The sequence below is a fragment of the Marinobacterium halophilum genome (assembly GCF_003014615.1).
Lineage (GTDB): Bacteria > Pseudomonadota > Gammaproteobacteria > Pseudomonadales > Balneatricaceae > Marinobacterium > Marinobacterium halophilum.
This window is the reverse complement of sequence record NZ_PYGI01000001.1, coordinates 256,486-280,933: the sequence shown is the minus strand read 5'-3', so window position 1 is coordinate 280,933 and position 24,448 is coordinate 256,486. Positions and strand designations below refer to the sequence as shown.

The window sequence follows — 24,448 nt, the reverse complement described above, 5'->3', positions numbered from 1 at the left end:
GCTGAAATGGGGCGTTTTTCATAGCGGCCACCCTTAAAGCTTATGGCTAATACTTTAAGAATGGCAGATCTTCAACAGTTTACTCAGACATAGCCTTTTTTTTGGCTGTTTTCAGTCGGTAGAACGCTGTTTCTGCGCTTCACGCTGAGCAACCTTTAGCTGGCGACGCGCCTCGATGACGGCATTGGCATCAGCACCGATATGGGCCTCACCCCGCGCCTTGGCCAGCTGAGTCTGTTTTTCGCGCTGCACAAAACGCTGCTTCTGTTCTTCGGTAATACGGTCATGGCAATGCGGGCAGCTCACGCCCTGCTCGTACTGATCACTGGCCTTCTCTGCCTCGGTGATCGGCATTCGGCAAGCATGGCACTGGTCATACTGACCTTTTTCCAACTGGTGATTAACCGCTACCCGATTATCGAAGACAAAACACTCGCCTTCCCACAGGCTATCCGCTTCCGGCACGGTTTCCAGGTACTTCAGAATCCCGCCTTCCAGATGGTACACCTCATCAAAGCCCTGTTCTTTCAAAAACGCCGTCGACTTCTCGCAGCGAATACCGCCGGTACAGAACATCGCGACCTTTTTGTGTTTTTCAGGGTCCAGGTTCTCCTGCACATACTGCGGGAACTCACGGAATGTCTCTGTCGCCGGGTTGACCGCATGCTTGAAGGTGCCGATCTGCACTTCATAGTCGTTACGGGTATCTACCAGCAGCACTTCGGGGTCGGAAATCAGCGCATTCCAGGCCTCGGGCTTAACATAAGTACCGACCACCTGTTTCGGGTCGATCCCTTCCACGCCCATGGTGACGATCTCTTTCTTCAGCTTCACCTTGGTGCGGTAGAACGGGTTGCTCTCGTCAAATGACTCTTTATAGCCAAGCTCCGCCAGACGCGGGTCGGATTTGAGCCATGCCAGAACAACATCGATCCCTTTGCGACTGCCTGCGATGGTGCCGTTGATCCCCTCGCTGGCCAGCAACAGAGTGCCACGCACTCCCTGCTCCAGCATCAGGTCATACAACGGCTGACGCAGCTGTTCGAAGTTATCCAAGGTGGCGAATTTATACAGAGCACAAACAACAGTGCGGGACATGATAGTTTCCTGACGTGCGGTCCGGAGCGTAAATCCGGAGCATGAATGAAGGGGCGACAACGCCACCCCCGGTGAATCAGAGCGCCTGCTCGCGGGCAGCACGCTCCTGTAATTTTTTCAGTACACGGGACACGGCGACAAAACCAAAGGTTGCCGTCACTACGGTGGAGGCACCGAAACCGCCCGCGCAATCCAGGCGTGTGCCGTTTTCCATCACGCTTTTCTGCTGACAGACACTGCCGTCCGGCTGCGGATACCGCAGTTGCTCTTCAGAGAACACACACTCGACGGCGAAACGACGGCCGCTGCTGCTGAATTTGTAGTGACGACGCAGAAACGAGCGTACTTTAGCGGCCAGAGGATCGGTCTGAGTGCGGGTCAGATCAGCCACCCGAATCAGGGTGGGATCAACCTGCCCTCCGGCCCCGCCGATGGTAACCACCGACACCTTGCGGCGCTTGCACCAGGCGATGATAGCTGCCTTGTCCTTGACGCTGTCGATGGCATCAACGACATAACTCAAATCTTCATGCAGCAGCTCATCCAGATTTTCGCGGCTGGCGAAGGCCTCAACCTCATGCACCAGACAATCCGGATTGATATCACGCAGCCGCTCAGCCATGACCGCTACCTTGGACTGGCCAACGGTGGAACTCAGCGCATGGATCTGGCGATTGGTGTTGGTCACACAGACATCGTCCAGATCGACCAATGTGATTTCGCCGATGCCACTACGGGCCAACGCTTCCGCCACCCAGGAACCGACACCACCAATACCGATCACGGCCACATGGGAACGCTGAAACAGGGCCAGTCCATCCAGACCGTATAACCGTGCGGTGCCGCCAAAGCGCAACTCAACAGCATCACTCATCGTCGAAATCGTCCTCGGTCAACTCGGTCAGCACGGTTTCACCGCACTGGCAGCATTTGCCTTCAATAAACAGCAAACCGAACAGTTCATACTCTTCAGGTTCACGCATACCCAACCCTACCTGCTGGCAATGATCACACCAGGTATCGGTCAGGAACAGCTGCTGTTCTTCAGGATCGCGGGCATAAAAGTCCCGCAACACACGATTATCGTTCATTTCTTGATCAGTCGTCATAGTGCGGCATGTCAATCAGTTGGGAGCACCGTGCCAGTGCAGGGAAAAAGGATCTTGCCAGTCGCCACTCAGCCTGGTGGCCACTGTGGGCAGTTGAAACAGCTCACCTAATGTAGGATCGCTGCGAAACCGATAGGTTTCACCACCCAGCATGAATTCCAGTTGCCAGGCGTGCAGGTAGCCACGGTCCGGCATCGGGTCGACAGTTTCGTGATACAGGGGGTCACCCACAATCGGCGCGCCCACACTTTTCAGTGCAACGCGGATCTGATGGGTTTTACCGGTATAAGGGCGACACAGAAACAGGCGCAAACCCGGCTGCAGCGAACAACTGTACAACTCGGTCCGCGCCCGATTTTCATCAGTACGGGTCAACTTCCAGCTGCTGCGACGGCTGCGCACCATCCCCCCCTCGACTCGCCCCTGCTTCTTGGTGGGCTTGCGGTCGCTGATGGCGAGATACAATTTGCGCACCTGCTGTGCGGCAAATGCTGCCGACAGCTCGGCGGCCACCTCGGCAGACAGGGCAAACAACACCAGCCCAGACGTCATCTTGTCCAACCGGTGAACCGGCCAGACCGGCTGACCCAGCGCCTGTGCCAGCAACATGGCCAGCCCGGCAGCGGTATCATCCTTGTGCATACTGATGCCGGGTGCCTTGTCGATGACGACAAAACGCTCGTCACGCGCGACCAGGCTGAACGCCGAGCTGGTCTCAGGATAGGTCACCAGTTCATCACCTGCTTGACGAAGGGCACCGTGATTTTGCGCTGTGCGCTCAGGGAGGCAACGTCCAGCTCATCCAGCGTCACCAGCAAGTGCGCCATGTTACGGCTGCCGTGGTGCATCAGGTAACGAATAACGTCATCACCCAGCTGCAGGCCACGGGCATGAGCACGCGCCTTGAGCGCCACCACCTTGGTATCGTCGTCCAGCGCCTGCAGCTGGAACACCATGCCCCAGTTCAAACGCGACTCCAGATCCGCCAGCTTGATGCCCAGCTTGGCCGGAGGCAGGCTGGCCGCAAGGATCAGCACATGACCATTGGCACGCATACGGTTATATAAATGAAATACGGCTTCTTCCCACTCGGCATCACCGGCAATCTGTTCCAGATTGTCGATACAGACCAGATCCAGCTGATCAAAATTTTCCAGCAGCTGTGGACCACACGATTTCAGTTCGGCCAAGGGGAGATAAACGGCGCTACGGCGCACCGGATCGGAGGCGTGACAACAGGATTGCAGCAGATGAGAACATCCGGTGCCGGCATGCCCCCACAGGAAAAGGTACTGCTCACCAAAACCGGAGGCCGCCTTTTCCAACGCAGCACAAACCAGTCCGTTGCGGCCACGCACGAAGTTTTCGAAGCGGGCATCATCTCTTAGACTGATCCCGAGGGGTAGCTGCATGGGAGCAGCTGTACTACGGCTTTTCTCTTTCTGGGTCACTGCACGCGTCTTACCATGGTTAGCACAACCTTGAATTAGGTTAAGCCAATAAATGACGCGCGTAACTCTAACACAGAGCACCCTCAACCTGATAAACTAGCGCGATTATTTTTTAATGATTATCTCCCGTTCTAAAGGTTGACTCACCCATGTCTACAGGTTCTGAAAAAACTTCCCTGAGCTACAAGGATGCCGGCGTTGATATCGATGCAGGTAATGCCCTGGTCGAGCGTATTAAAGGTGTCGCTAAACGCACTGCCCGTCCTGAGGTCATGGGTGGACTGGGTGGCTTTGGTGCACTGTGTGAACTGCCGGCCGGTTACAAGCAGCCGGTACTGGTCACCGGTACTGACGGCGTAGGCACCAAACTGCGCCTGGCGATGGAACTGAACAAGCACGACACCATCGGTATCGATCTGGTGGCCATGTGCGTCAACGATCTGATCGTTGCCGGTGCCGAACCGCTGCTGTTCCTGGACTACTATGCAACCGGCAGCCTGAACGTGGACATGGCTGCTGACGTAGTAACCGGCATTGGTGCGGGTTGTGAACTGGCCGGTGCTGCACTGGTTGGTGGTGAAACGGCCGAAATGCCGGGCATGTACGAAGGCGACGACTACGACCTGGCCGGCTTCTGCGTCGGCGTGGTTGAAAAGGAAGAGATCATCGACGGCAGCAAGGTTCAGGTCGGTGATGCCCTGATCGGTCTGACCTCTTCTGGCCCGCACTCCAACGGTTACTCGCTGATCCGCAAGATCCTCGAAGTCACCAATGCCGACCTGCAGCAGCCGATCGGTGACACCACGCTGGCCAACGCCCTGCTGGAACCGACCCGCATCTACGTCAAGCCGCTGCTCAAACTGATCCGCGAAACTCAGGTTAACGCTCTGTCCCACATCACCGGTGGCGGCCTGCTGGAAAACATCCCGCGCGTGCTGCCGGCATCCGCCAAGGCCGTGATCGACACGATGTCCTGGCAGCTGCCGCCGGTCTTCAAGTGGTTGCAGGAAGGCGGCAACGTCGATTCGCGTGAAATGTACCGCACCTTTAACTGTGGCGTAGGCATGATCATCGCTGTACCGGCCGACCAGGCTGACGCTGCGATCAAACTGCTGCAGAACGAAGGCGAAAACGCCTGGTTGATCGGCCAGATCGATGCCGCTACTGAAGGCGAGGAGCAGGTCGACCTGCGCGGTCTGGAGGCCTGAGATGGAGCCGAAACGGATTGTAGTACTGATATCCGGCAGCGGTTCCAACCTGCAGGCGATTCTGGACCAAACCCGCGACGGCAGCATTAACGGCAACATCGAGGCGGTGATCAGCAACCGCCCCGATGTGTTCGGCTTGACCCGGGCCGAGCAGGCAGGCATCGACGCCCGCCTGCTCGACCACAAGGCCTTTACCGACCGTGAAAGCTTTGATGCCGCACTGATCGAACTGATCGACAGCTACACGCCCGACCTGGTGATACTGGCCGGCTTCATGCGTATTTTAACGCCGGAGCTGGTTCGCCATTACCACGGTCGTTTGTTCAACATTCACCCTTCCCTGCTGCCCAAGTACAAAGGGCTGCACACGCATCGACGTGCGCTGGAAGCCGGGGATGCCGAACATGGCTGCACGGTTCATTTCGTCACCGAAGAACTGGATGGCGGCCCGCTGGTTGTACAGGCCAAGACCGATATCCTGGCCACCGATGACGAACAAAGCCTGCAGCAGCGCGTACATCAACTGGAACACCAGATTTATCCGCTGGCGGTGCAATGGTTCTGCGCCAACCGCCTGGGACTGGACGACACCGGTGTGCAACTCGACAATGAACGTCTGGACGCATCCGGTTACCAATACACCACCCGCTAAACGGAGGTTGTATGCGCCTTACTCTCGCCACTGTGATAACGGGCTGCCTGTTGAGCAGCCTGCCCGCCCATGCTGATACTGCTCAGCTGAATGCCTTCAAGGCGGTGTATACCACGGCCTTCGACATGGGCATTTCGCTTAACGGTGAAGCCGTTCGCCAACTGCAACAAAGCCCCGACGGCAACTGGCGTTTCAGCTCAGAGGCCTCGGCCATGATGGCGGGCATCAGCGAAGTAACCCGCTTCGGCTACCAGCCTGATACTGCCGTCACTCCCCTGAGCTACCGCTACCACCGCAAGGTACTGGGCAAGAGCCGCAAGGCCAGCGTGGACTTTGACTGGAGCAAGCAATCAGTCACCACCGTGGTCAAGGACACGCCCTGGAAAATGCAGGTTCCGGTTGGCACCCAGGACAAGCTCAGCTATCAGCTGCAGATGCGCCTTGACCTGCTGGCGGGCAAGACCGAAATGACCTATAGCGTCGCCGACGGCGGCAAGCTGAAGGAATACCGTTTCAAGGTCACCGGTGAAGAACAGGTGGATACGCCCTACGGCCGCTATAACACCGTGCGCGTGATGCGTGACCGTGGTGAAGAGGCCGACCGTGAAACCCTGATCTGGCTGGCACCGGAGCTGGACTACCTGATTGTCCGCCTGGAACAGACCGAATCCGACGGCAAGACCTACGCCCTGCTGCTGAAGAATCTGGAGACCCCATGAGCGCAAGCCTGATCGACCTGACCGAATCCCGCCTGCTGGCCCGCGAACAATCCGCGCTGGACAACCCCGATGAGCTGTTTTACTGCAGCTATCTGATCAGCCACCTGAATCTGGTCGCCGCCGACCTGCCGGAATCCAACCAGGCCTTCCTGCACAACGTACAGGCAAGCCTGGACAACGCCTTTGCCATTGATCAGCTGAATGATCAGGACAAATCCGGCATCAAGTCACTGTGGAATGATGTTTGCGGCGACACCGCATCCTCCGTCGCCAACTGATCCACCACATCCACCAGCAGCACGCGCTGCTGATCCAGTGCCAGCGTCAACGTGAAACAGCGCTGATGACCGCTGATATCCATATATGGGGCAGACCTCAGGATACGGCGGTCATAATCACTGGAGGCCACCAACTGGTAAAACCAGGGGCGCCAGCTCCAGTTATGGCCCAGCACGGAATGGTCCGTACTCCAGCCATCTTCGGCGTAGGTGTAATTCGGTGAAATCTGCAGCCCCTGCCGGTCGCAGATAAAACAGCGCAGCACCGCAGGATCAGGCACATACTCCTGCAACGCTTCAGCACCCGCCGAGGCCAGTAACAACTCGCGCAGCGCCAGCAGCTGCCCCTGCAACCCCTCCAAATGCCATTGACGGCGCGTTGATTGCTCGACCATCAATTCCAGATACTGCTGCAGCAAGCCGCCAACTCGCTCACTGAAACAATCGACCTCCAGAAAACCCTCGACGGCCTGCTCAAAAATAAAGCCTTGCACATAGCTGGCATTGCACTGCAGTGCTACAAAGAACTCCTCGGCGGTTTCCACCCCTTCAAAGATCAGTTTGCAGCCCAAGCGAGACGCCATATCACCAATCGCATGCAATAACGCACTTTCCTGGTGCCCGTTTGCACCCTTTTGGAACATGCGCATATCAACCTTTAACAGGTCCGGCGTAAATGCCAACAGGCGATCCAGATGCTGAAAGCCCGAACCAAAGTCATCCAGCGCAATGCGCACACCTTCAGCACGGTAACGCTGCGCCAACTGCTGAATACGCTGAATGTCACCGCCCTGCTCGGTAATCTCGATCACCACCCGTGAATGGTCGCTTCCCAAACGATCCATCATTTCCAGCGTCGGCAGCGGATCATCATCTCCTAACGCCTCAATCCATTCAGGTGACAGATTAAGCGTCAGGTAGGTACCCTCAGGTGCCCCCACGAACGCTTCCAATGCCTGATTACGCACCGAACGGTCCAGCATGCGACGCTCATCACTGGTGCGCGTCAGGTCCTGGAACAGCATGCCTGCCGATACGACACGGCCCTCGGCATCATGCTGTCTGGCCAACGCCTCATACCCCACAATGCGCCCGGTGGCGACTTCAACAATGGGTTGAAACCAGGGGAAAATAGACTGCTGCATGCACACCTCGATTGGCCGATGGAACTGATTTGGTGCATAGCTAAAGCAAGACTTGGGCCAAAATGGGTCAACACAGACCCATATTGTTACAGCTGGGAATCAATGGGCAGCACGCGCAGGATGCCCACGCCCATCCGTTGCCAAATACTGGTGTAAGGGTCTACCGTAAACGTCACTGGCTGGCCCTCATCCAAACCGTGCCAACGCAGCCGCTCCACACCATCGTCGCCGGTTTCCAACACCACGCGGAAAGCAACCTGGTCAGCATCTCGCTCAAACCAGTCCAGCATGCGTGCGGCAAACTCAGGGGCATCAATAATCACCCCGACTTCGGTATTCTCCACCAGAGAACGCGGGTCCAGATTCAGCGAGCCTATGAACACATGCCGGCCATCAAGCACAAAGGACTTTGCATGTAGACTTGCCTTGGAGGAACCGGTAAAAAACGACCGCTTATGCTGCTCAGGTCTGACTTTGCGGCTCATTTCATACAATTCCACGCCTGCACGCAGCAACGCACGGCGATGGCGCACATAGCCCACATGGACAATCGGCACATCGGTAGATGCCAGGGAGTTGGTCAAAATGCGTACCTGCACCCCACGCTCAACCAGCGCCTTGAAAAAATCGGTGCCCTCGGCACCAGGGACGAAATACGGCGAGAAGATCACCAGGCTCTCTTTCAGCCCCATGAAATAGGGTGCCAACGCCTGACTAAGGTGCAGATCGGTCTCGCGGCGGTCGGCCAGCAACTTATCGGGGTCATCTGCCAACAACTCGGCATGACCCCATATCAGCGGCAGCTCACCCGCGCTCAACCGTCGTGCCAGTCGGGATTCACTCAGCGCCGTGAAATACGGCGCATACGCAACCGCCTGGCTATCCATATAGACCGCCATCTGATCGCGCACATGGGCGATCGTGTCGGCATCCGGCATTTCCCCGATCAGCGTGGTCGCCGGGTACGCCAGATCGTGGTTCCAATAGACATCAAAGGAGGTCACCGCCGCCCCGGCGATTGGCCCGATACCCAGCACATCAAGATCGCCAAACGCGAGCGCAGGGTCAGCCTCGAAATACTCGTTACCGATATTGCGCCCACCCAGAATCACCGCCTGGCCATCCACAATAAAGGTCTTGTTGTGCATACGCCGCGTCACGCTGCCAAAACGGGTCACAAACTGCGACCAGCGGTTCACGTTGCGCCCGAATGGATTGAAAATACGTACTTCCATATTCGGCATCGCATCAAGCGCAGCCGCCCCGAGCTCTCGTCCGTCGAGGTCCATATCATCCACCAGCAACCGCACTCGCACACCGCGCTCTGCCGCCTGAATCAACTCATTGATGAACAGATGCCCGGTCAGGTCGTCATGCAACAGATAGTATTGCGCATCAATACTGCGCTGGGCCGCGCGTGCCAGTGCGGCACGGGCCACGAAGGCATCCAGCCCGCTCTCCAGCAAAAGAAAGCCGGACTGGCCAGGATCTACCCCGTGGGGTGTAGCGGACACCTGATGCAACAAGGTGCCGCCACCATCCGTAAAACCGTATGACTCAACCCGCCCAGTGTTATCCGGCAAACTGGCACACCCGCTTGCTAACAACCCGAGTAACAGCACCAGAGTGCTCATATAGTTGATCAACACTGTCTTCGAGCACGTGACTGGCATACTTCCCCCGGTTCAAAGCACCTCCTGTATCTCAGGGCTATGCGCCTGTTTCGGCCCCAATAGACATCTTCATATGTATATGCGGGATGCCCGCGTCCATGAAGTCTTCACCATAGGCCACAAAGCCCAGTTTTTCATAAAACCCGACCGCATGCTTTTGCGCACCCAGATACACTTCGTTGCACCCTGCCTTGGCCGCTTCATCTACCAGTGCCAGGACAATTTCAGCCCCCAACCCTTGCCCTCTGCAATCGCGCAGGACCGCAATACGGCCAATATGGCCATCCGCCAGGACGCGCCCGGTCCCTACCGGCTGATCGTTTACAAACGCCAGCACATGCGCGGCAGTATCATCCAGTCCGTCAAACTCCAGCTCAGGCGGCACCCCCTGCTCCAGAATGAAGACCTCTTTACGAATCGCATTGATGAGTGCTTTATTGGCACCGGAAAATGACGTGTTGACTATGCTCAAAACTTTTCCATTTCATTGATGACGGGTTACAGCCGCTAATTTTATCATTCAAAGCAATGCGTTAAAAACATTCGCCTGATTCATGATCGATGCAATACCCGCCCCACACTCGAGTGATTTTCAATTTTCGCCGCTCAATTCGGATAGTTCTTGCTGCAGCATTTCCAACGTATGCTTTTCATCCTGCAGCTTATTCTGATATTTCTTTACTTTTTTAGTATTACCGCTGGCTTCGGCTTCCAGCAAATCGGCTTCATATTCAGCAATATCATCTTCGGTTTCCCGAATATCATCCATTAACTCCTGCTTTAAATCCGCATCACTGCAGTTGGCCCTGGCCTGCGCCAGCGCCTTGTTCAAGCCATCCACCTTGCGCGGATTATCAGCCTGTTTGGCATATTCAATTTGCTGTTCTATCTCACAGAATTTTCTGTCACAGCCTTTCAGCTCTGAACAATCCAGCGCAGCCACACTGTTGAATGACAACAGAGACAATGCCAAACCTGATACTGTAACCAGAATAGTTTTCATTGATACAACCTCTCTGCAACTGACGTTTAAAGCAGCACGCTTTGGTGATTGATTACACGCTTGCGTTTACTCTGATTCAGGAAGCCTTTTAAAATTCGGCACATCATCCAATTTTTTTGACCAGCCGGCACAGCTATCCATAAAAATCCTGGCAGTAGGCAAAATGGGCACAGGGCTATCCAGGCTACCCACTGGAACGACTATAAGACCCAAATTTTCAGCAAAAGTTGGCATGGCAGAACCACAATTTTGACAGAAGCTCTTCGCATGCCGGCTATCGGGATGATGATAGGTTTTGACGACGCTTTCACCGCTAAGCCAGGTTAGCGTCGAGGACTGGGCAAACAGGTTGGCAGCATACGCCGACCCCGTGTCTTTTTGGCACCAACGACAGTGACACAGAAAGAAAGACTGAAACTCACCCGACAATTCATACTGAACACGTTTGCAAAGACAGGAACCTTTATGCAGGTTTTTCACGATCGCCTCCTTGCGTGATTAACAGCCCGCCTTGAGCATAGACTGGCAGCAGAATTGCGGCCAGTCTAAAGGCAGCGGTTACAGATCGGCGTGCGGGCCAAACACTTCATAGTGAATACGCTCTGTACCCACACCCAACTCAACCAACTGCTGCTTGATAAAGCGCATAAAACCAACCGGGCCACAAAGGTAAAAATCACCCTTAAGCAGTGGCAACTCTTCCCGCAAAGTGTGCAGCGCCATCAACCCCTGATGCAGCCGACCGGCTGCGATTGCGTCAGTATCCGCACCCTGGTTATACCAGACATGGGCCGACAGGCTCAGGCATTCGCTCAGCTCATGGAGGCGTCGATCAAAGGAGTGCTGCCCGGCATGCTCGCAGGCATGCAGAAAGCTCACCGGTTGCGGGTAACCCTCCTGCGCCAGCGTTTCCAGCGTTGCCATCATCGGCGTGATGCCGACACCGGCCGAGATTAGCACCACCGGCTGCTGACGATCGGTAAAGAAGAAATCACCGGCCGGGGCAAACAGCTCCACCTCGTCGCCAATGTTCAGCTCATCATGCAGGAAGTTGGACACCAGACCATCAATATCGCCCTGCTCCCGCTTAACGGAAATACGGTAGCTGCTGCCGTTGGCCTGGTCAGAAAGCGAGTATTGGCGCATCTCCTGATAATCGGACCGGCTCGGCTGCACCCGAATCCCAAGATACTGGCCCGGCTGATACCCCACCACCGGCTGCTGATCCACTGGGGTAAAGATGAAGCTTTTGACAAGTTCCGATTCCTGCTTGCTTGCCTGCAGACGGAAGCGACGCGCGCCTTCCCAACCGCCAGTGCTGTGCGCGTTCTGCTGATAGATTTCACCTTCACGCTGGATAAAGATATCGGCCAGCTGCTGGTATGCAGCGGTCCAGGCGTCTTCAACCTCTGGGGTAAAGGCATCCGGTGCCAGCTCTTTCAACGTGTGGATCAGATGATGACCCACAATGGCGTACTGCTCTGGGCGGATATCAAAACTGGTGTGCTTCTGCGCAATACGCTCAACCGCCGCCTGCAGCACCGGCAGGTTATCAATGTGCTGGGCATAGGCCGCCACGGCATTGAACAGCGCAACAGACTGACGACCGGAGTGCTGATGGCTCATATTGAAGATGTTTTTCAGCTCAGGATTGTGGCTGAACATGCGGCTGTAGAAGTGATCGGTGATCTGACTGCCGGCACTGGCGAGCAACGGGATGGTGCTTTTTACGATAGCGATCTGATTGGGGGTCAACATAACAACGCCTTATGCATGGGTTAATGACAATAAAATAATCTGTGCCCTGTCTTTAGCAGCGTTCGTGCCATCTATTCAATTAACATTAAAAACAATGACTTAGCTTATCATCACGCCATTTTACGGGCTTTCTGTAGTCATTTTGACTACCTAAAAACAGGTTAAAATGACTCATTCAGGTTAAGATGACACCCACAACGGCAAGGCCACTGGCGCGTGAAGGTGTAGTGATGGCGGATAGGTATCCCGGTATTGAGTTGAGCCAGAGTGCTCTGTTGCAGTTTGCGATCGACCTGGCTGACAGCCTGAGTGCCCACGACCGCTTCGACCGCCTGCTGAATGCAGTACGTGCCAGCATTCCCTGTGATGCCGTGGTGCTGTTGCAGCGGTCAGGCCATGAGCTTAAACCGCTCGCCCAGAAAGGACTGGGGGCAGACGCCATGGGGCGGCGCTTTGAAATTGGCTCACACCCCCGCTTTGATTTGATCTGCCGCTCCGCCACGCCGGTGCGTTTTGAGCAGGATTGCGGCCTGCCAGACCCTTACGATGGCATGCTGCAGGGCTACACCGGCGACCTGCCGGTACATGCCTGTATGGGGCTGCCGCTGCTGGCGGACCAGCAGCTGATCGGCATACTGACACTGGACAGCATGACACCGGACGCCTTCACCCACATTCCTGATTCGGCGTTGAACGTGATCAGTTCTATGGCCGCTGCCAGCCTGAAAACCGCGATGCTATTGCAACACCTTGAAGATGACACCGCCCACAGCCGCAATGTGATTCAAGAACTGACGCAACTGGCACTGACCAAAGATGGCGGCGAACTGATCGGTGAAAGCCCGGTGATGCAGAGCCTGAAGCGAGAACTGGCACTGGTCGCCCCATCCGACTTTGCCATTCTGATCGAAGGCGAAACCGGTGTCGGCAAAGAACTGGTTGCCCGCACTCTGCATGGCCTGTCGCAACGGAGCAAGGGGCCACTGGTGTACGTCAACTGTGCCGCCATTCCAGAAAATCTGGTGGAGAGCGAACTGTTTGGCCACGTAAAAGGCGCGTTTACCGGTGCCGACCGCCATCGGGAAGGCAAATTCAGCCTGGCCGATGGCGGCACTCTGTTTCTGGACGAGATTGGCGAACTGCCGCTGGCTGCACAAAGCAAACTGCTGCGCGCCCTGCAGAGCCAGGAGATTCAACCGGTCGGGCAAGATCAGGTATCCAATGTGAACGTGCGCGTACTGGCCGCAACCAACCGGATTTTGCAGCAAGAGGTTGAACACAAACGGTTTCGGGCCGACCTGTATCACCGCTTGAATGTATACCCCGTAACCGTGCCGCCACTGCGCGAGCGAGCCGGCGATATCACCCTGCTGGCCGGGTATTTTCTGGAACTGTCTCGGCGCAAACTGGGCATACAGCAACTGCTGCTGAGTGAACAGGCCCGCCAGATACTGCAGAACTACCCCTGGCCCGGCAACGTGCGCGAGCTGGAACATGTGATCGGCCGCGCCGCCCTGATCGCTCACGCGGAAACGTCCCGCCAAACCGACCACACCACCAGCCAAACCGGTCGCATTACCCGCATCAAGCCAAGGCACCTTGCCGATATTGCCGCAGACGCGGGGTATGGTTTTTCCAGCGACAGCAACGCCCCGACACACTCGGCCGAGACAACCGCTGATACTGTTAAGGACGACACCGCGTTAAGCCTGAAAGCGCAGGTGGAGGCGTTTCAAAAACAACGCATCATCCAGACCCTGCAGCAAACCGACGGCAACCTGGCCGCCGCCGCCCGGCGATTGGACATGGACCGGGCGAATCTGGCGAGGCTGGCCAAGCGGCTGGGGATTCAAGTGGTGAAAAAGGTTGAGAGCGAATGAGGAGGGTGATGTAGCCCTGAGCTTGAGTTCGCTCGTTTATTGTTCGTGGGTAACTCGGGCTTATAACGCCTCGTCAAGCGGCGCGTGGTAGTTGGCTAAACTGTGGCGAACCAACTGTTACACACCCGCGTAAACTACTTATTGACCCTCATCTATCATTGTCTGAGCTGCACTACCAACAAAGAAGAATGCAATCGACGCTAAGCCAAACAAAATAAGCTGCATATCAACTAAAAATTCTGACACACCACCATCAATCAATATTAAAGCTAAAACTACCAAGCTAGGAACAAGCCCCACAACTAAAATTAAAGAGAGTAGTACAACGACTCTTTGCCACTTAGCATTCTTATGTATGACTGAGCCTGAAACAAGTTTTACTATGACTTGACCAAACAGAATTGATGAAGCAAAGCTCCAATCCGCCGCTTGAAAGAATGTTGAAAAATCAGACTTATATATTTTAATAATTCCGATCACCAAAAACGGCAAGAATATAAACAAGTATTCTGAAAGCAAAATAGACCACGCATCTTGATTAGATTTACTAGCTGTCATATTTAAATTCTTTCTGTAAATTTAGTACGTCAACTTTCTTATGAACAAGTATTACTTCGTACTTTGTATCGATTAAATTATTGCTTCTATCAAAATACGCTTTAGTGACTAAGTCACATAACAGCCCATCACCGGGAGCTACTATTTCAGTCCTAGAATGAAATTTATCCAACCACTCCTGATGTGTTATGCGGGCTGATATAGTCGATTTTTTACGTAAAAAATCCCACATAGATTTACCTATGAAATCAGCTTTCTTTATGACTAATGTTTCTGTTTTGGTGTTATTTACTACCTTTTCAATCAAAATAGCTTCAACAGCTTCTTTGGTTAAATGAAAATTTTTATTGATTTTTTTAGTTGTACCTTGAGAATATAGGTAGACTTCATCAACACTATTTAAGTCAGATGTTGACTGAGAAAGCTCTGTATAGCCTTTTAGTAATCTATAACGATCTAGTGAAAAAACATTTGGAAACTCTTCTACATCGAACTCTTCAGCTGCTGTAGCAATATCATCCTCAAGCTGTGCAAACACCTCAAGGGATTCGATAGTATCTTTGTCTGAGATAAATGATATGACTAAATCAGTGCAGTAAGTAAGAAAGCTGGTTAATCGCCTTTTTTTCTCTTCAGTTACATCCCCTTCGATTTCGGGACATAGCCACGACTTGATCGAGCCTTCATTGATGTCTGATAAAATAAATTTTGACTTTGTTTCAGCAGAAACAGAGTTAAGTAAGCAAGAATGAAACTCTTCCACCGAAGATATAATATGGCTCATCGAATTAAAAACTCGTTGAGGATTTTGTGAATTTCTTTCAAAATCAATCTTGATGCAAAGCTCGCTTTCTTTCCGATGTAATCCAGACATTTTCTTACTCTTAAATAACATACTGGTATGCATGATACCTCATTCAACCACAAGTAATCAGTTGAGTATTTATACAGTACTCAGTTAGAAATTCACCGAGCAGCCCAATTAAAAGGGTATGAATACCTCTTAATAATTATTAGCAGGTATACTTTTAAATTCTTGGCAACGGCCTCATCAAGCCATTAAGCCACTGATTGGGTTGAACCTAACAATCGAACTAATCGCAAAAAAGGCATGCCTGCTCCCACGCCCACTTAAGCAGGCATGACCAAGCCCACTAACCAACAGAAAGCAAACAAGAAGAGATCGGCTGATAACACCCGTACACGAAGAACTGCAAACCATCCCTGTCATCGACGTATTCCTTTCCCTGTTTGTGTGGCTGCCGACTTCCTGCTGGCAGATGGTTCAAGAATGCCTCAGGCTGTGTGCTATTGGCAACAATACATTAGCCTGAGGCGGGGGTTCGCGGATGTTGTCAGGGAAAGCTGCGCAGGCGTTTCAGGTGTGGTGACAGTGAGAAGCCCAGTTGCTGGCCGAGTTGGCGGGCACGTTTATCGAGTTGGCTCTGGCTCAGGTCGTGGTCGTCTTCAGCGGCGAAGACCACCCAGTTGCCGCTTTGGGTGTGGCAGCCGTAAATAGTGCTGAACTGTTGCAGTAACAGCTCCAGGGTTTGTGGCCCCTGATGTTCACGCCACAGGTTCATCACCAGCCAGCCACCCGGCTTCAGACGACTGGCGCAGAGTTCAAGATACTCTTCGCCCAGCTGCTGTTCGCTCAACCCTTCGGCGCTGTAAATATCACTGAAGATAATGTCAGCCTTGCGCGTGTCCACATTGCGCAGGAAGCTCAGGGCATCAATGGTGTGTACCTGCATGCGTTTGCCGTGTGGCAGCTGGAAGAAGCGGCGCGCCACTTCAACCACTTCCGGGCGCAGTTCGGCAATCTGCTGCTTCAGTGACGGGAAGCGGCCATGCAGGCAGGTGTTCAATGCGCCCGCGCCCAACCCCAGGCTGATCACCTGTTTGGGTTCAACAAACAGCAGGCCCAGCAGCATCACGCGGACATATTCATGCTCGGGGATCAACGGCTCGTTCTTCAGGCAGCAGCTCTGTTCGTCATCGCTGCCAAACGCCAGATAACGTTTGTCGCCATCGTCCAGTACGCGCACACAGCCAAACTCATCATGCCCACGGTATATCTCTTGTCCGAGCAACATTCAATAGCCTCATCCGACGTTTATTGAAACACGTCATTTTGTCATACAGCCTCGATGAAGTCCCGTTTGAAAGTAACATCAACAAAAATTAACGTTTCAGATATGATTTCAACTGAAACTTTATTATGCATTAATATAATCGAGTCACCACTTACTGAAAGTTTTGATGTTAGTCAATAGAAATATTCTTTTACCTGCCATGAAACATACCCACATAGAATTTTTACTGCAGAACAAAATAATAGTGTAACTTAACGCCTGATAATAATAAGAGGTCAAGAGGGCACACATTTCAGGATGTGTACCTCAGGTTCTAGCCATGCCTGCGGTATTGAGTGTGAGCATGTCTGTATACGACAGAATAGTGACACCCAAATAGAATGGAGAAATCTCTTGTGCACAATCTCAGTTTAAAAGCAATGTTAACAGGCGGCTTTGCTTCCATCGCCTTTATTCTTTTACTGGTTGGCTCTATGAGCCTCAAAGCAGTTATCAACATGAAGGAAGATGTAGAGGAAATTGGTCATGAACGAATTGATGCCGTTGATCTCTTGAGTCAAATCAATACTGAAAGACTGGTTATTCGCGGCCAGTCTCTTCTGGTTACTTTGTACCCTGATTTATCCAATCAAGCGATCAATGTACACCGTGCCACCTACCAGGAGCGTATAGCATCCTGGCTAACACTTGATCAACTGTTAGCACAGTACAATGCAATACCGAGAACGGAACAAGGTGAAGCGATGTATCAAGAGCTGAAAGCGTCAATCGGCAGGTGGCGCCTACAGACAACACCACTGGATGAATTGATAAAAGCCCTGAGCCAGGCTCAGACCGTCGATCATTATAATGAGCTTTTCACTCAGTACAAAAAGCAGTTTCAGAATATGCGAGAGTCATCTGAAGTGATGGCGGCACAACTTCTGACGTTAGTTGAACGGAATAAGCAGCTAACCAGTGATGTGGTAGCAGATGCCAGCTTGGAAGCAGATGCTTCTGTACTAAATACGATCATTGCAGTCATATTAGGTTTTGCGTTGGCCCTAGGGGCTGGCATTTACATTACGAGAACCGTACTGAGTCAGCTTGGCGGCGAACCGGTTTATGTTAAAGAAATTGTAAATACAATTGCTCAAGGTGATTTCACTGCCCATATTCATTTACGTGATGGAGATTCAGGCAGCTTGCTGGCAAGCTTTGCCGATATGGTCGTTACCATGCGTTCGATGATGAAGCAGATCGCTGAGGCTTCCGTACAAGTTTCCGCGGCAGCCGAAGAGCTATCCGCCTCAAGCACACAAACCAATACACAGGTCACACTCCAGCAGGCTGAGATTACTCAAGTCGCAACAGCCATGAACGAAATGGCGGCCACCGTCACCGATGTCGCAAAAAACGCCTCTTCTGCCGCAGATGCCGCCCAGGTTGCACATAGCGAAACCGAAAATGGGCATAGAGTTGTCAACGAAGTCATTGAAACTATCCATCACTTGGCATCTGACATCGAGAAATCAACTAGTAATGTCATGTCACTGGTGCAAGACAGTCAGGAAATCGGGACTGTATTGGATGTCATCAAGGATATTGCTGAACAAACCAACCTGTTAGCTCTGAATGCGGCAATTGAAGCTGCGCGCGCCGGTGATCATGGGCGAGGGTTTTCTGTTGTTGCTGATGAAGTACGCTTGCTGGCTAGTCGTACTCAGGCATCTACCGAGGATATTCAGAAGCGTATTAGAAAGGTGCAGCACAGCTCAACAACTACTGCTGCACAAATGGAGCATGGCAAGGCAAGCAGTATAAAGACCGTTGAGCATGCCTCACAGGCAGGCGATGCCCTGCAAACGATCAGTTCATCGGTCTCGGCCATTAATGATATGAATGCTCAAATTGCAACTGCTGCAGAAGAGCAGTCATCTGTTGCAGAGGAAATAAATCGAAATATCATTACTATTTCACAGGCAATTGAAGAAACAGCAACTGCAGCAACTCAGGTTACAACCGCAAGCCAGGAGCTGGCCCGCCTTTCAAGCATGTTGCAGAATAGCGTGCAGCGGTTCAAACTGAATTAAGTATTAAATTGCATGCTGCCGACCCAAAGTCGGCAGCTTTTAATAACTTGGCTACCCCCCTGCCGTTTCCCTTTTGACTCGGGCACACTAGACTCAAACCATATTCGACGGAACGAGGACCTGCCCATGCCCCATGTGCTGGTGGTGGACGATGAGCCCAACATTCTCCTATCACTTGAATTCCTGATGCAGCAGGCCGGCTTCTCGGTGGCTACGGCTCCCGATGCCGAACAGGCACTGGTGCAGATTGAGCAGCAGTGTCCTGACCTGGTGTTGCTGGATATCAGCCTGCCGGGCATGAGCGGGTTTGATCTGCTGGAGCGGCTGCGCGCGGCAGAAGCAACGCAGGCATTGCCGGTGATCATGCTGACTGCCCACGGGCGCGAGGTGGAAAAGGAGAAAGGCATGGCTCTTGGGGCCAGTGATTACATCACCAAGCCGTTCTCCACCCGTGATCTGGTCAGCCACGTGCAGGCGTTGCTGCCTGCCGCCCCGGACGGAGAATGAGCCATGCCGACACGGCAGACCCTGCTCGGGCTCTGGTTGCTGCTGACCGGCATCTGTCTGGTGCTGGGGCTGGGGTTGTTGCTCTGGCTGGAAAGCGTGCTGCAACCCAGTGCTGATGTACGCCCGGTGCTGTGGGCACTGGGGCTTGCGCCTGCCCTGCTGAGCCTGAGCATTGGCTGGCTGCTGGAACGCCGTTTGCTGCGCCCGTTGCGTCAGTTCCAGATTTTACTGGCACGGCTGGTAGCCAGCCCCGATGCCCACAGCGATTATCCGCTGGATGGTTGGCTGCAACCGCTGCAGCCGGATATGGACCACATTCGTGACGGCTGGCGGGCCGACCGTGCCCGTATACGTGAAGCGCATACGCAGGGCGCACAGGAAGCCGAGCGCATCAAACAGGAATTGGAGGCACTGCTGCAGGTGCTGGATATGCCGCTGCTGATCTGCGACCGGCATCAACGTTTATTACTGTTCAATCCAGCTGCCAGCGCCATGTTTGAAGGTCGGCCGGGGCTGGGTCTGGGCCGTCCGCTGTCACAGCTGTTACCCCACCCCAGCCTGCATGATGCCTTGCAACATCTGCCGCAAGACGGCACCCTGCACCAGCTGTTGCTGCCCGGCGAGCATCACTGGCTACGTTGCCAGCTGCGCCGTTTGGGCAGCCATCACGGCGGTGCGCTGATCACTCTGCAAGACACCACCGCTGCGCTGGAGCATGACCAACGCTGGCGGCGCACACTGGCCCAGCTGCTGCCAAAACTGCGCGGCCACTGCGGCAGCCTGAACAGCGCCACCGATGCGTTACTGCAGGTACAGGACAATGCCGATCTACAACAACGTCTGGAAGCCGCCATTGAACAGGATAGCCAGGCACTGGCCGAGCAGGTGGAGCAGCTGACCCGACTGGTGGAAGCACAGCAACTGAGCCAGTCCACACTGGAAGAAACCTGGTCGAATGATCTGTGTACAGCGCTTAAAGCCCAGCTAACACAACAACAGGTGACACTCACCCCAATCGGCATTCCTGCCTGGTTACGTGTGGATGGCCCTGCAATTCTGGCGTTGTTGCAGCTGTTGATTCAGCAACTGCACAGCCAACAGCCCATTGATGATGTCACCCTTGAAGTGCTGCTGGGCAATCGCCGCGTGTATCTGGACATCGGCTGGCAGGGCACGCCCCTGACCGAGCAGCAACTGCAACAGTGGCGCGCGTTGCCCCTGTTCGATGAACCGCTGTCGCCACGCATTGACGATGTGCTGGAACAGCACGGCGGTGACCTCTGGTCATTACCGGCCGAGAACAGCGATAGTTGGCACCGCCTGCGCCTGCCATTACCGGCTTCAAGTCGAGGCATCCAGCCGTTGCCGCGCCCGGCACCGCGACCGGAGTTTCACGATTTCAGTATTGCCGACCTGCCGCCGCCCGATGCCGATCAGGCGAGCCTGCCTTTGCAGCAACTGGAGATGGTGGTGTTTGATACCGAAACCACCGGACTGGACCTGCGTCGGGGCGACAAGATCATCAGCTTGGCGGGGTGTCGCATCGTCAATGGCCGTCTGTTAGCCGATGACAGTTTTGATCAGCTGGTCAATCCGCAACGCCCTATTCCGACTGAGAGCAGCGCGATTCATGGCCTGCACGACGCCGATGTAGCCGGGTCACCGCCGATTGAAGTGGTGTTGCCGCAGTTCCGGCACTATATCGGCGGCTGCGTGCTGGTGGCGCACAATGCCGCCTTCGATATGTTGGCTCTGCGCTTGGCGGATAACAGCCCTGAACCGGCACTCAATAATGCGGTGCTGGATACTTTGCTGCTGTCTCGCGCCATCGACCCGACGCTGGAGGGCCACGGGCTGGATGCACTGGCCGAACGCTTCGAGCTTACCTTCCCGCCCGGCACTCGCCACACCGCCCTTGGTGATGCCCGTGTTACCGCCGAGCTGTTGCTGAACCTGCTGCCCCGTCTGGCCGCTCGTGGCGTGCATACGCTGGGTGATGCCCTGGCGCTGCAACAACAGATCGAACAGGGGCACACACCATGAAACAGGCTCTGACCAGCCGTCTGGTCGCGGTTAGCATACTGGCACTGGTGCTGTTTACGCCGCCACTGTTACTACTGTTCGACCGCCCGACTGCTTGGGGCTTTTCCACCCTGCCGCTGGTGATCTATCTGCTGTGGGCGTTGCTGATTCTGCTGGCGGCTCTGATTCTGGAGCGTCCCGATGCAGACTAATCTGCTGGCGCTGGTCATCGCCTTCACTTATTTGGCGCTGCTGTTCGTGATCGCCGCCTGGGGCGACCGCCGCGCCGAGCAGGGCCGTTCAGTGGTCAACTCACCGACAATTTATTCGTTGTCGATCGCGGTGTACTGCACCGCCTGGACCTTTTACGGCAGCGTCGGCCGCGCCGCCACCACCGGCCTGAGCTTTCTGCTGATCTACCTCGGCCCCACACTGGCGATGCTGTGCGGCTGGCTGGTGCTGCGCAAGATGATCCGCATCGCCCGCGCCCAGCGCATCACCTCCATCGCCGATTTCATTAGTGCCCGCTATGGCAAGAGTGGCGGCCTCGGCATGTTGGTGGCGCTGATCGCCGTGGTCGCGATCATGCCCTACATCGCGCTGCAGCTTAAAGCAATTACGGTCAGTTACGGCATCCTCACCGAGTACCCGAATGTCACCCCGACGGCACTGTCTCTGAGTGATTTCTGGAACGACAAGGCGTTCTGGGTGGCGCTGGTGCTGGCGGTGTTCATCATCCTGTTTGGTACACGTCATCTGGATGCCAGTGAGCGTCACGAAGGTATGGTGACGGCCATCGCGTTCGAGTCGCTGGTCAAGCTGTTCGCCTTCGTCGGTGTCGGTCTGTTTGTCTGCTTTATTCTGTATCCGGGACCGACAACGCTGCTGGCCGAAGCCAGTACTCGCCTGCCCGAGCTGGGACAGTATTTCGGACTGGAGCAGGTTCCCGGCGGGGCGCTGGGCTGGGTCGGCACGCTGGTGCTGGCAACGCTGGCATTCATCACCCTGCCACGCCAGTTTCAGGTGCTGGTGGTGGAGAACGTCAATGAGCAACACCTGCGCCGCGCCTGCTGGATGTTTCCGCTTTACCTTTTACTGATCAATCTGTTTGTGATCCCGATTGCGCTGGCCGGGTTGATGGGCGGCAGTGCTACCGGTGATTCGGATGATTACGTGCTCACCCTGCCCTTGTCGGCCGGACTGGAATGGTTGCCCATGCTGGTGTTTATCGGTGGTCTGTCGGCGGCGACCAGCATGATGATCGTCGAGACCATCGCCCTGTCCACCATGGTTAGCAACCAGCTGGTAATGCCGCTGCTGCTGCGTTGGCGACACCTGCATCTGGAACGCTCCCGCGACCTGTCCGGCTGGCTGTTGGGCATTCGCCGTATCGCCATCGTGCTGATCCTGATTTTGGGCTACCTGTATCACGCGCTGATCGGTGAAGCCTACAGCCTGGTCACCATCGGGCTGGTTTCATTCGCGGCGGCGGCCCAGTTTGCGCCCCCGCTGCTGCTGGGCCTGTACTGGCGCGGTGCCAGCCGCAACGGCGCAGCGGCTGGCTTGCTGGCCGGTACAATGGTATGGGCATGGACGCTGCTGATTCCGGGCTTTGCGCTGTCTGGCTGGATGGCGACCGATTTCATTGAGCAAGGGCCGTTTGGCTGGATGTGGCTGCGGCCCTATGCCCTGCTCGGGCTGGAAGGATGGGATATCTACACCCATTCGCTGTTCTGGAGCATGCTGGTCAATATTGGCCTGCTGGTTGGGGTTTCCCTGTTCAGCCGTCAGAGCCATATGGAACAGACTCAGGCTGCGCTGTTCACCAACGCCCTGCGCCCGGAAGCGGAGCTGGCGGCGATCTGGCAGGGCCAGGCCAGCCGCTATGAACTCTACCGTTTACTCAACCGTTATTTGGGCAAGGCCGCCACACTGCGTCAGTTCGGTGGTGTTACCCCGCTACCGGATGACGACAGTCCGGCCACCCCCGCACTGATTGCGCGCGCCGAACAGGGCCTGACCGGTGCGTTGGGCAGCGCCACCGCCCGTATTCTGATCAATTCAGTGGTGCGCGGTGAAGGCCTGGATATGGCGTCGATTCTCAGCATCCTCGATACCACTTCGCAAACGCTGGAATACAACCGGCGGCTGGAACAGAAATCCACCGAGCTGGAAAAAATCGGCAGCGAACTGCGCAGCGCCAACGACCGGCTGCGCGAGCTGGACCGGCTCAAGGATGAGTTTGTGGCGATGGTCAGCCATGAACTGCGCACCCCGTTGACGTCGATCCGTGCGTTTGCCGAAATTCTCAACGATACCGAGGCGATGCCGGCGGAGCAGCAACAGCATTTTCTGCAGATCATTGTGCGCGAAAGCGAGCGCCTGTCGCGGTTGATCGAAGAGATTCTGGATCTGGCCCGCCTGGAGTCCGGCCGCATGACTCTGCATCCTGAACGTTGTGATCTAATCGAGCTGATTCATCAGGCAGGCGATGCCGTCACTCAACTGTTTCAGCAGCGTCACATAACTCTGGAACTGCAGCTGCCCGACACGCTCTGCCCAGTGATGGCTGACCCTGACCGGCTGCTGCAGGTGTTGATCAATCTGCTCGATAACGCCAGCAAATTTGCCGACCACGATCAGCCCCGCGTCCTGCTGACGCTACAGATCAAGCCTCGGCATTTTCGCGTAACCGTGGAAGACAACGGCGTCGGCATTACCGAGGCGGAACGGGAAAAGGTGTTCGAGAAGTTTCATCAGATCGAGCTGGACAGCGACAACACCGACAGTAGTCACCGGCCGCGCGGAACCGGGCTGGGACTGCCGATCAGCCGGGGGATTGTGAGCCACTTGGGTGGGCGGCTATGGGTCGATGCACCGGAACAGTTGCAGGGCGCCTGCCTGGCGATGGAGCTGCCAGCGGCCGCTCAGGTCAATTCGTAGGCAAGGTTGGCAAAGCGTGCAAACACGCCCTGATTGTCATTGAGTTCGCGTACGATGCGGCGCGCTTCGCACGCGCACTTGCCACACTGCGTGCCCAGTTCGGTGGCATGGCGAATGTCGGCCAGAGAGCTGGCTCCTTCGTCTACCAGACGCCGGATTTCACGGTCACTGACGCGTTTACAGATACAGACTATCATCGCCGCACACACTCCTACATATGAGAATGCATATTATTTACTACATAAATATAAATAAAACACATTCTCATTACAAGTC

The 24,448-nt window shown here is 54.8% G+C and carries 25 protein-coding genes; 10 read left to right on the top strand and 15 right to left on the bottom strand.

What is annotated here, in order from left to right:
- Positions 1 to 111 precede the first annotated feature (111 nt).
- The 5 genes from trhO to hda all read right to left on the bottom strand — a co-directional run bounded on the left by trhO (position 112) and on the right by hda (position 3,619).
- The gene (gene trhO, locus CLV44_RS01335; RefSeq protein ID WP_106590299.1) at positions 112 to 1,098 is read right to left on the bottom strand and encodes an oxygen-dependent tRNA uridine(34) hydroxylase TrhO; all 987 of its coding nucleotides are present in this window, start codon (positions 1,096 to 1,098) and stop codon (positions 112 to 114) included.
- Between the two features lie 76 nt (positions 1,099 to 1,174).
- The gene (gene tcdA, locus CLV44_RS01330; RefSeq protein WP_106590298.1) at positions 1,175 to 1,972 is read right to left on the bottom strand and encodes a tRNA cyclic N6-threonylcarbamoyladenosine(37) synthase TcdA; all 798 of its coding nucleotides are present in this window, start codon (positions 1,970 to 1,972) and stop codon (positions 1,175 to 1,177) included.
- Entirely contained in the window at positions 1,965 to 2,189 is a 225-nt protein-coding gene (locus tag CLV44_RS01325) for a hypothetical protein (protein ID WP_245912557.1), read from the bottom strand. Before CLV44_RS01325 ends, tcdA begins: the two co-directional genes overlap by 8 nt.
- A 33-nt stretch (positions 2,190 to 2,222) precedes the next feature.
- The gene (locus CLV44_RS01320; RefSeq protein ID WP_211298041.1) at positions 2,223 to 2,936 is read right to left on the bottom strand and encodes a TIGR01621 family pseudouridine synthase; all 714 of its coding nucleotides are present in this window, start codon (positions 2,934 to 2,936) and stop codon (positions 2,223 to 2,225) included.
- Complete coding sequence (hda, locus tag CLV44_RS01315; RefSeq protein ID WP_106590296.1) at positions 2,933 to 3,619, bottom strand: DnaA regulatory inactivator Hda; 687 nt, start codon at positions 3,617 to 3,619, stop codon at positions 2,933 to 2,935. Before hda ends, CLV44_RS01320 begins: the two co-directional genes overlap by 4 nt.
- Positions 3,620 to 3,807: 188 nt before the next feature.
- Between hda and purM the strand changes: the two genes are divergently transcribed.
- From purM to CLV44_RS01295, 4 genes are read left to right on the top strand one after another with little or no spacing between them, the layout of a single operon-like run.
- Complete coding sequence (gene purM / locus CLV44_RS01310) at positions 3,808 to 4,866, top strand: phosphoribosylformylglycinamidine cyclo-ligase (protein ID WP_106590295.1); 1,059 nt, start codon at positions 3,808 to 3,810, stop codon at positions 4,864 to 4,866.
- Between the two features lies 1 nt (position 4,867).
- A complete protein-coding gene (gene purN / locus CLV44_RS01305) occupies positions 4,868 to 5,518 on the top strand; it encodes a phosphoribosylglycinamide formyltransferase (protein ID WP_106590294.1) in 651 nt (216 codons plus the stop codon).
- 11 nt (positions 5,519 to 5,529) lie between these two features.
- Positions 5,530 to 6,237 (top strand): DUF3108 domain-containing protein, encoded by a 708-nt coding sequence (locus CLV44_RS01300; protein WP_106590293.1) that lies wholly within the window; start codon positions 5,530 to 5,532, stop codon positions 6,235 to 6,237.
- Positions 6,234 to 6,515, top strand: a complete 282-nt coding sequence (locus CLV44_RS01295; RefSeq protein ID WP_106590292.1) for a YfcL family protein — start codon at positions 6,234 to 6,236, stop codon at positions 6,513 to 6,515. The genes CLV44_RS01300 and CLV44_RS01295 overlap by 4 nt, the downstream gene beginning before the upstream one ends.
- Here the strand turns inward: CLV44_RS01295 and CLV44_RS01290 are convergent.
- The 6 genes from CLV44_RS01290 to hmpA all read right to left on the bottom strand — a co-directional run bounded on the left by CLV44_RS01290 (position 6,443) and on the right by hmpA (position 12,094).
- Positions 6,443 to 7,660, bottom strand: coding sequence for an EAL domain-containing protein (locus CLV44_RS01290; RefSeq protein ID WP_106590291.1), 1,218 nt, complete (start codon positions 7,658 to 7,660; stop codon positions 6,443 to 6,445). The two genes, CLV44_RS01295 and CLV44_RS01290, sit on opposite strands and share 73 nt — an antisense overlap.
- Before the next feature lie 86 nt (positions 7,661 to 7,746).
- Positions 7,747 to 9,294, bottom strand: a complete 1,548-nt coding sequence (locus tag CLV44_RS01285) for a phospholipase D family protein (protein WP_170069225.1) — start codon at positions 9,292 to 9,294, stop codon at positions 7,747 to 7,749.
- Between the two features lie 76 nt (positions 9,295 to 9,370).
- Positions 9,371 to 9,805 (bottom strand): GNAT family N-acetyltransferase, encoded by a 435-nt coding sequence (locus CLV44_RS01280; protein ID WP_106590289.1) that lies wholly within the window; start codon positions 9,803 to 9,805, stop codon positions 9,371 to 9,373.
- Between the two features lie 120 nt (positions 9,806 to 9,925).
- The gene (locus tag CLV44_RS01275) at positions 9,926 to 10,336 is read right to left on the bottom strand and encodes a DUF1090 domain-containing protein (protein WP_211298040.1); all 411 of its coding nucleotides are present in this window, start codon (positions 10,334 to 10,336) and stop codon (positions 9,926 to 9,928) included.
- Between the two features lie 66 nt (positions 10,337 to 10,402).
- The gene (locus CLV44_RS01270; RefSeq protein ID WP_106590288.1) at positions 10,403 to 10,816 is read right to left on the bottom strand and encodes a GFA family protein; all 414 of its coding nucleotides are present in this window, start codon (positions 10,814 to 10,816) and stop codon (positions 10,403 to 10,405) included.
- Between the two features lie 78 nt (positions 10,817 to 10,894).
- On the bottom strand, positions 10,895 to 12,094 hold the full coding sequence (gene hmpA / locus CLV44_RS01265) for an NO-inducible flavohemoprotein (protein ID WP_106590287.1): 1,200 nt from the start codon (positions 12,092 to 12,094) through the stop codon (positions 10,895 to 10,897).
- Between the two features lie 185 nt (positions 12,095 to 12,279).
- On the opposite strand from hmpA, the gene norR reads away from it, so the two are divergent.
- Positions 12,280 to 13,974 carry a nitric oxide reductase transcriptional regulator NorR gene (norR, locus tag CLV44_RS01260; protein WP_245912556.1) on the top strand — a complete coding sequence of 565 codons (1,695 nt, stop codon included), beginning with the start codon at positions 12,280 to 12,282 and terminating at the stop codon, positions 13,972 to 13,974.
- Between the two features lie 138 nt (positions 13,975 to 14,112).
- Here the strand turns inward: norR and CLV44_RS01255 are convergent, their stop codons facing one another.
- The 3 genes from CLV44_RS01255 to CLV44_RS01245 form a co-directional block, all read right to left on the bottom strand.
- A complete protein-coding gene (locus CLV44_RS01255) occupies positions 14,113 to 14,532 on the bottom strand; it encodes a hypothetical protein (RefSeq protein WP_106590285.1) in 420 nt (139 codons plus the stop codon).
- Entirely contained in the window at positions 14,522 to 15,439 is a 918-nt protein-coding gene (locus CLV44_RS01250; protein ID WP_106590284.1) for a hypothetical protein, read from the bottom strand. Before CLV44_RS01250 ends, CLV44_RS01255 begins: the two co-directional genes overlap by 11 nt.
- A gap of 448 nt (positions 15,440 to 15,887) precedes the next feature.
- Complete coding sequence (locus CLV44_RS01245) at positions 15,888 to 16,628, bottom strand: spermidine synthase (RefSeq protein WP_106590283.1); 741 nt, start codon at positions 16,626 to 16,628, stop codon at positions 15,888 to 15,890.
- Between the two features lie 395 nt (positions 16,629 to 17,023).
- On the opposite strand from CLV44_RS01245, the gene CLV44_RS01240 reads away from it, so the two are divergent.
- The 5 genes from CLV44_RS01240 (at position 17,024) to CLV44_RS01220 (ending at position 24,172) form a co-directional block, all read left to right on the top strand.
- Positions 17,024 to 18,700 carry a methyl-accepting chemotaxis protein gene (locus tag CLV44_RS01240; protein WP_170069224.1) on the top strand — a complete coding sequence of 559 codons (1,677 nt, stop codon included), beginning with the start codon at positions 17,024 to 17,026 and terminating at the stop codon, positions 18,698 to 18,700.
- A gap of 126 nt (positions 18,701 to 18,826) precedes the next feature.
- Positions 18,827 to 19,207 carry a response regulator transcription factor gene (locus tag CLV44_RS01235; RefSeq protein WP_106590281.1) on the top strand — a complete coding sequence of 127 codons (381 nt, stop codon included), beginning with the start codon at positions 18,827 to 18,829 and terminating at the stop codon, positions 19,205 to 19,207.
- A 3-nt stretch (positions 19,208 to 19,210) separates the two neighbouring features.
- A complete protein-coding gene (locus tag CLV44_RS01230) occupies positions 19,211 to 21,250 on the top strand; it encodes a 3'-5' exonuclease (protein WP_106590280.1) in 2,040 nt (679 codons plus the stop codon).
- Entirely contained in the window at positions 21,247 to 21,441 is a 195-nt protein-coding gene (locus CLV44_RS01225) for a hypothetical protein (protein WP_106590279.1), read from the top strand. The genes CLV44_RS01230 and CLV44_RS01225 overlap by 4 nt, the downstream gene beginning before the upstream one ends.
- Entirely contained in the window at positions 21,431 to 24,172 is a 2,742-nt protein-coding gene (locus CLV44_RS01220) for a sensor histidine kinase (RefSeq protein WP_106590278.1), read from the top strand. Before CLV44_RS01225 ends, CLV44_RS01220 begins: the two co-directional genes overlap by 11 nt.
- Here the strand turns inward: CLV44_RS01220 and CLV44_RS01215 are convergent.
- Positions 24,157 to 24,369, bottom strand: a complete 213-nt coding sequence (locus CLV44_RS01215) for a (2Fe-2S)-binding protein (RefSeq protein ID WP_106590277.1) — start codon at positions 24,367 to 24,369, stop codon at positions 24,157 to 24,159. The two genes, CLV44_RS01220 and CLV44_RS01215, sit on opposite strands and share 16 nt — an antisense overlap.
- Positions 24,370 to 24,448: the final 79 nt, after the last annotated feature.

Coding starts and splice junctions, on each gene's coding strand:
- CLV44_RS01230 (WP_106590280.1), top strand. CDS start 19,211: ATGCCGACACGGCAGACCCTGCTCGGGCTCTGGTTGCTGCTGACCGGC.
- hda (WP_106590296.1), bottom strand. CDS start 3,619: ATGCAGCTACCCCTCGGGATCAGTCTAAGAGATGATGCCCGCTTCGAA.
- CLV44_RS01215 (WP_106590277.1), bottom strand. CDS start 24,369: ATGATAGTCTGTATCTGTAAACGCGTCAGTGACCGTGAAATCCGGCGT.
- purN (WP_106590294.1), top strand. CDS start 4,868: ATGGAGCCGAAACGGATTGTAGTACTGATATCCGGCAGCGGTTCCAAC.
- purM (WP_106590295.1), top strand. CDS start 3,808: ATGTCTACAGGTTCTGAAAAAACTTCCCTGAGCTACAAGGATGCCGGC.
- CLV44_RS01295 (WP_106590292.1), top strand. CDS start 6,234: ATGAGCGCAAGCCTGATCGACCTGACCGAATCCCGCCTGCTGGCCCGC.
- CLV44_RS01245 (WP_106590283.1), bottom strand. CDS start 16,628: ATGTTGCTCGGACAAGAGATATACCGTGGGCATGATGAGTTTGGCTGT.
- CLV44_RS01250 (WP_106590284.1), bottom strand. CDS start 15,439: ATGCATACCAGTATGTTATTTAAGAGTAAGAAAATGTCTGGATTACAT.
- hmpA (WP_106590287.1), bottom strand. CDS start 12,094: ATGTTGACCCCCAATCAGATCGCTATCGTAAAAAGCACCATCCCGTTG.
- CLV44_RS01275 (WP_211298040.1), bottom strand. CDS start 10,336: ATGAAAACTATTCTGGTTACAGTATCAGGTTTGGCATTGTCTCTGTTG.
- trhO (WP_106590299.1), bottom strand. CDS start 1,098: ATGTCCCGCACTGTTGTTTGTGCTCTGTATAAATTCGCCACCTTGGAT.
- CLV44_RS01325 (WP_245912557.1), bottom strand. CDS start 2,189: ATGAACGATAATCGTGTGTTGCGGGACTTTTATGCCCGCGATCCTGAA.
- CLV44_RS01285 (WP_170069225.1), bottom strand. CDS start 9,294: ATGAGCACTCTGGTGCTGTTACTCGGGTTGTTAGCAAGCGGGTGTGCC.
- CLV44_RS01225 (WP_106590279.1), top strand. CDS start 21,247: ATGAAACAGGCTCTGACCAGCCGTCTGGTCGCGGTTAGCATACTGGCA.
- CLV44_RS01255 (WP_106590285.1), bottom strand. CDS start 14,532: ATGACAGCTAGTAAATCTAATCAAGATGCGTGGTCTATTTTGCTTTCA.
- CLV44_RS01290 (WP_106590291.1), bottom strand. CDS start 7,660: ATGCAGCAGTCTATTTTCCCCTGGTTTCAACCCATTGTTGAAGTCGCC.
- tcdA (WP_106590298.1), bottom strand. CDS start 1,972: ATGAGTGATGCTGTTGAGTTGCGCTTTGGCGGCACCGCACGGTTATAC.
- CLV44_RS01220 (WP_106590278.1), top strand. CDS start 21,431: ATGCAGACTAATCTGCTGGCGCTGGTCATCGCCTTCACTTATTTGGCG.
- CLV44_RS01300 (WP_106590293.1), top strand. CDS start 5,530: ATGCGCCTTACTCTCGCCACTGTGATAACGGGCTGCCTGTTGAGCAGC.
- norR (WP_245912556.1), top strand. CDS start 12,280: ATGACACCCACAACGGCAAGGCCACTGGCGCGTGAAGGTGTAGTGATG.
- CLV44_RS01235 (WP_106590281.1), top strand. CDS start 18,827: ATGCCCCATGTGCTGGTGGTGGACGATGAGCCCAACATTCTCCTATCA.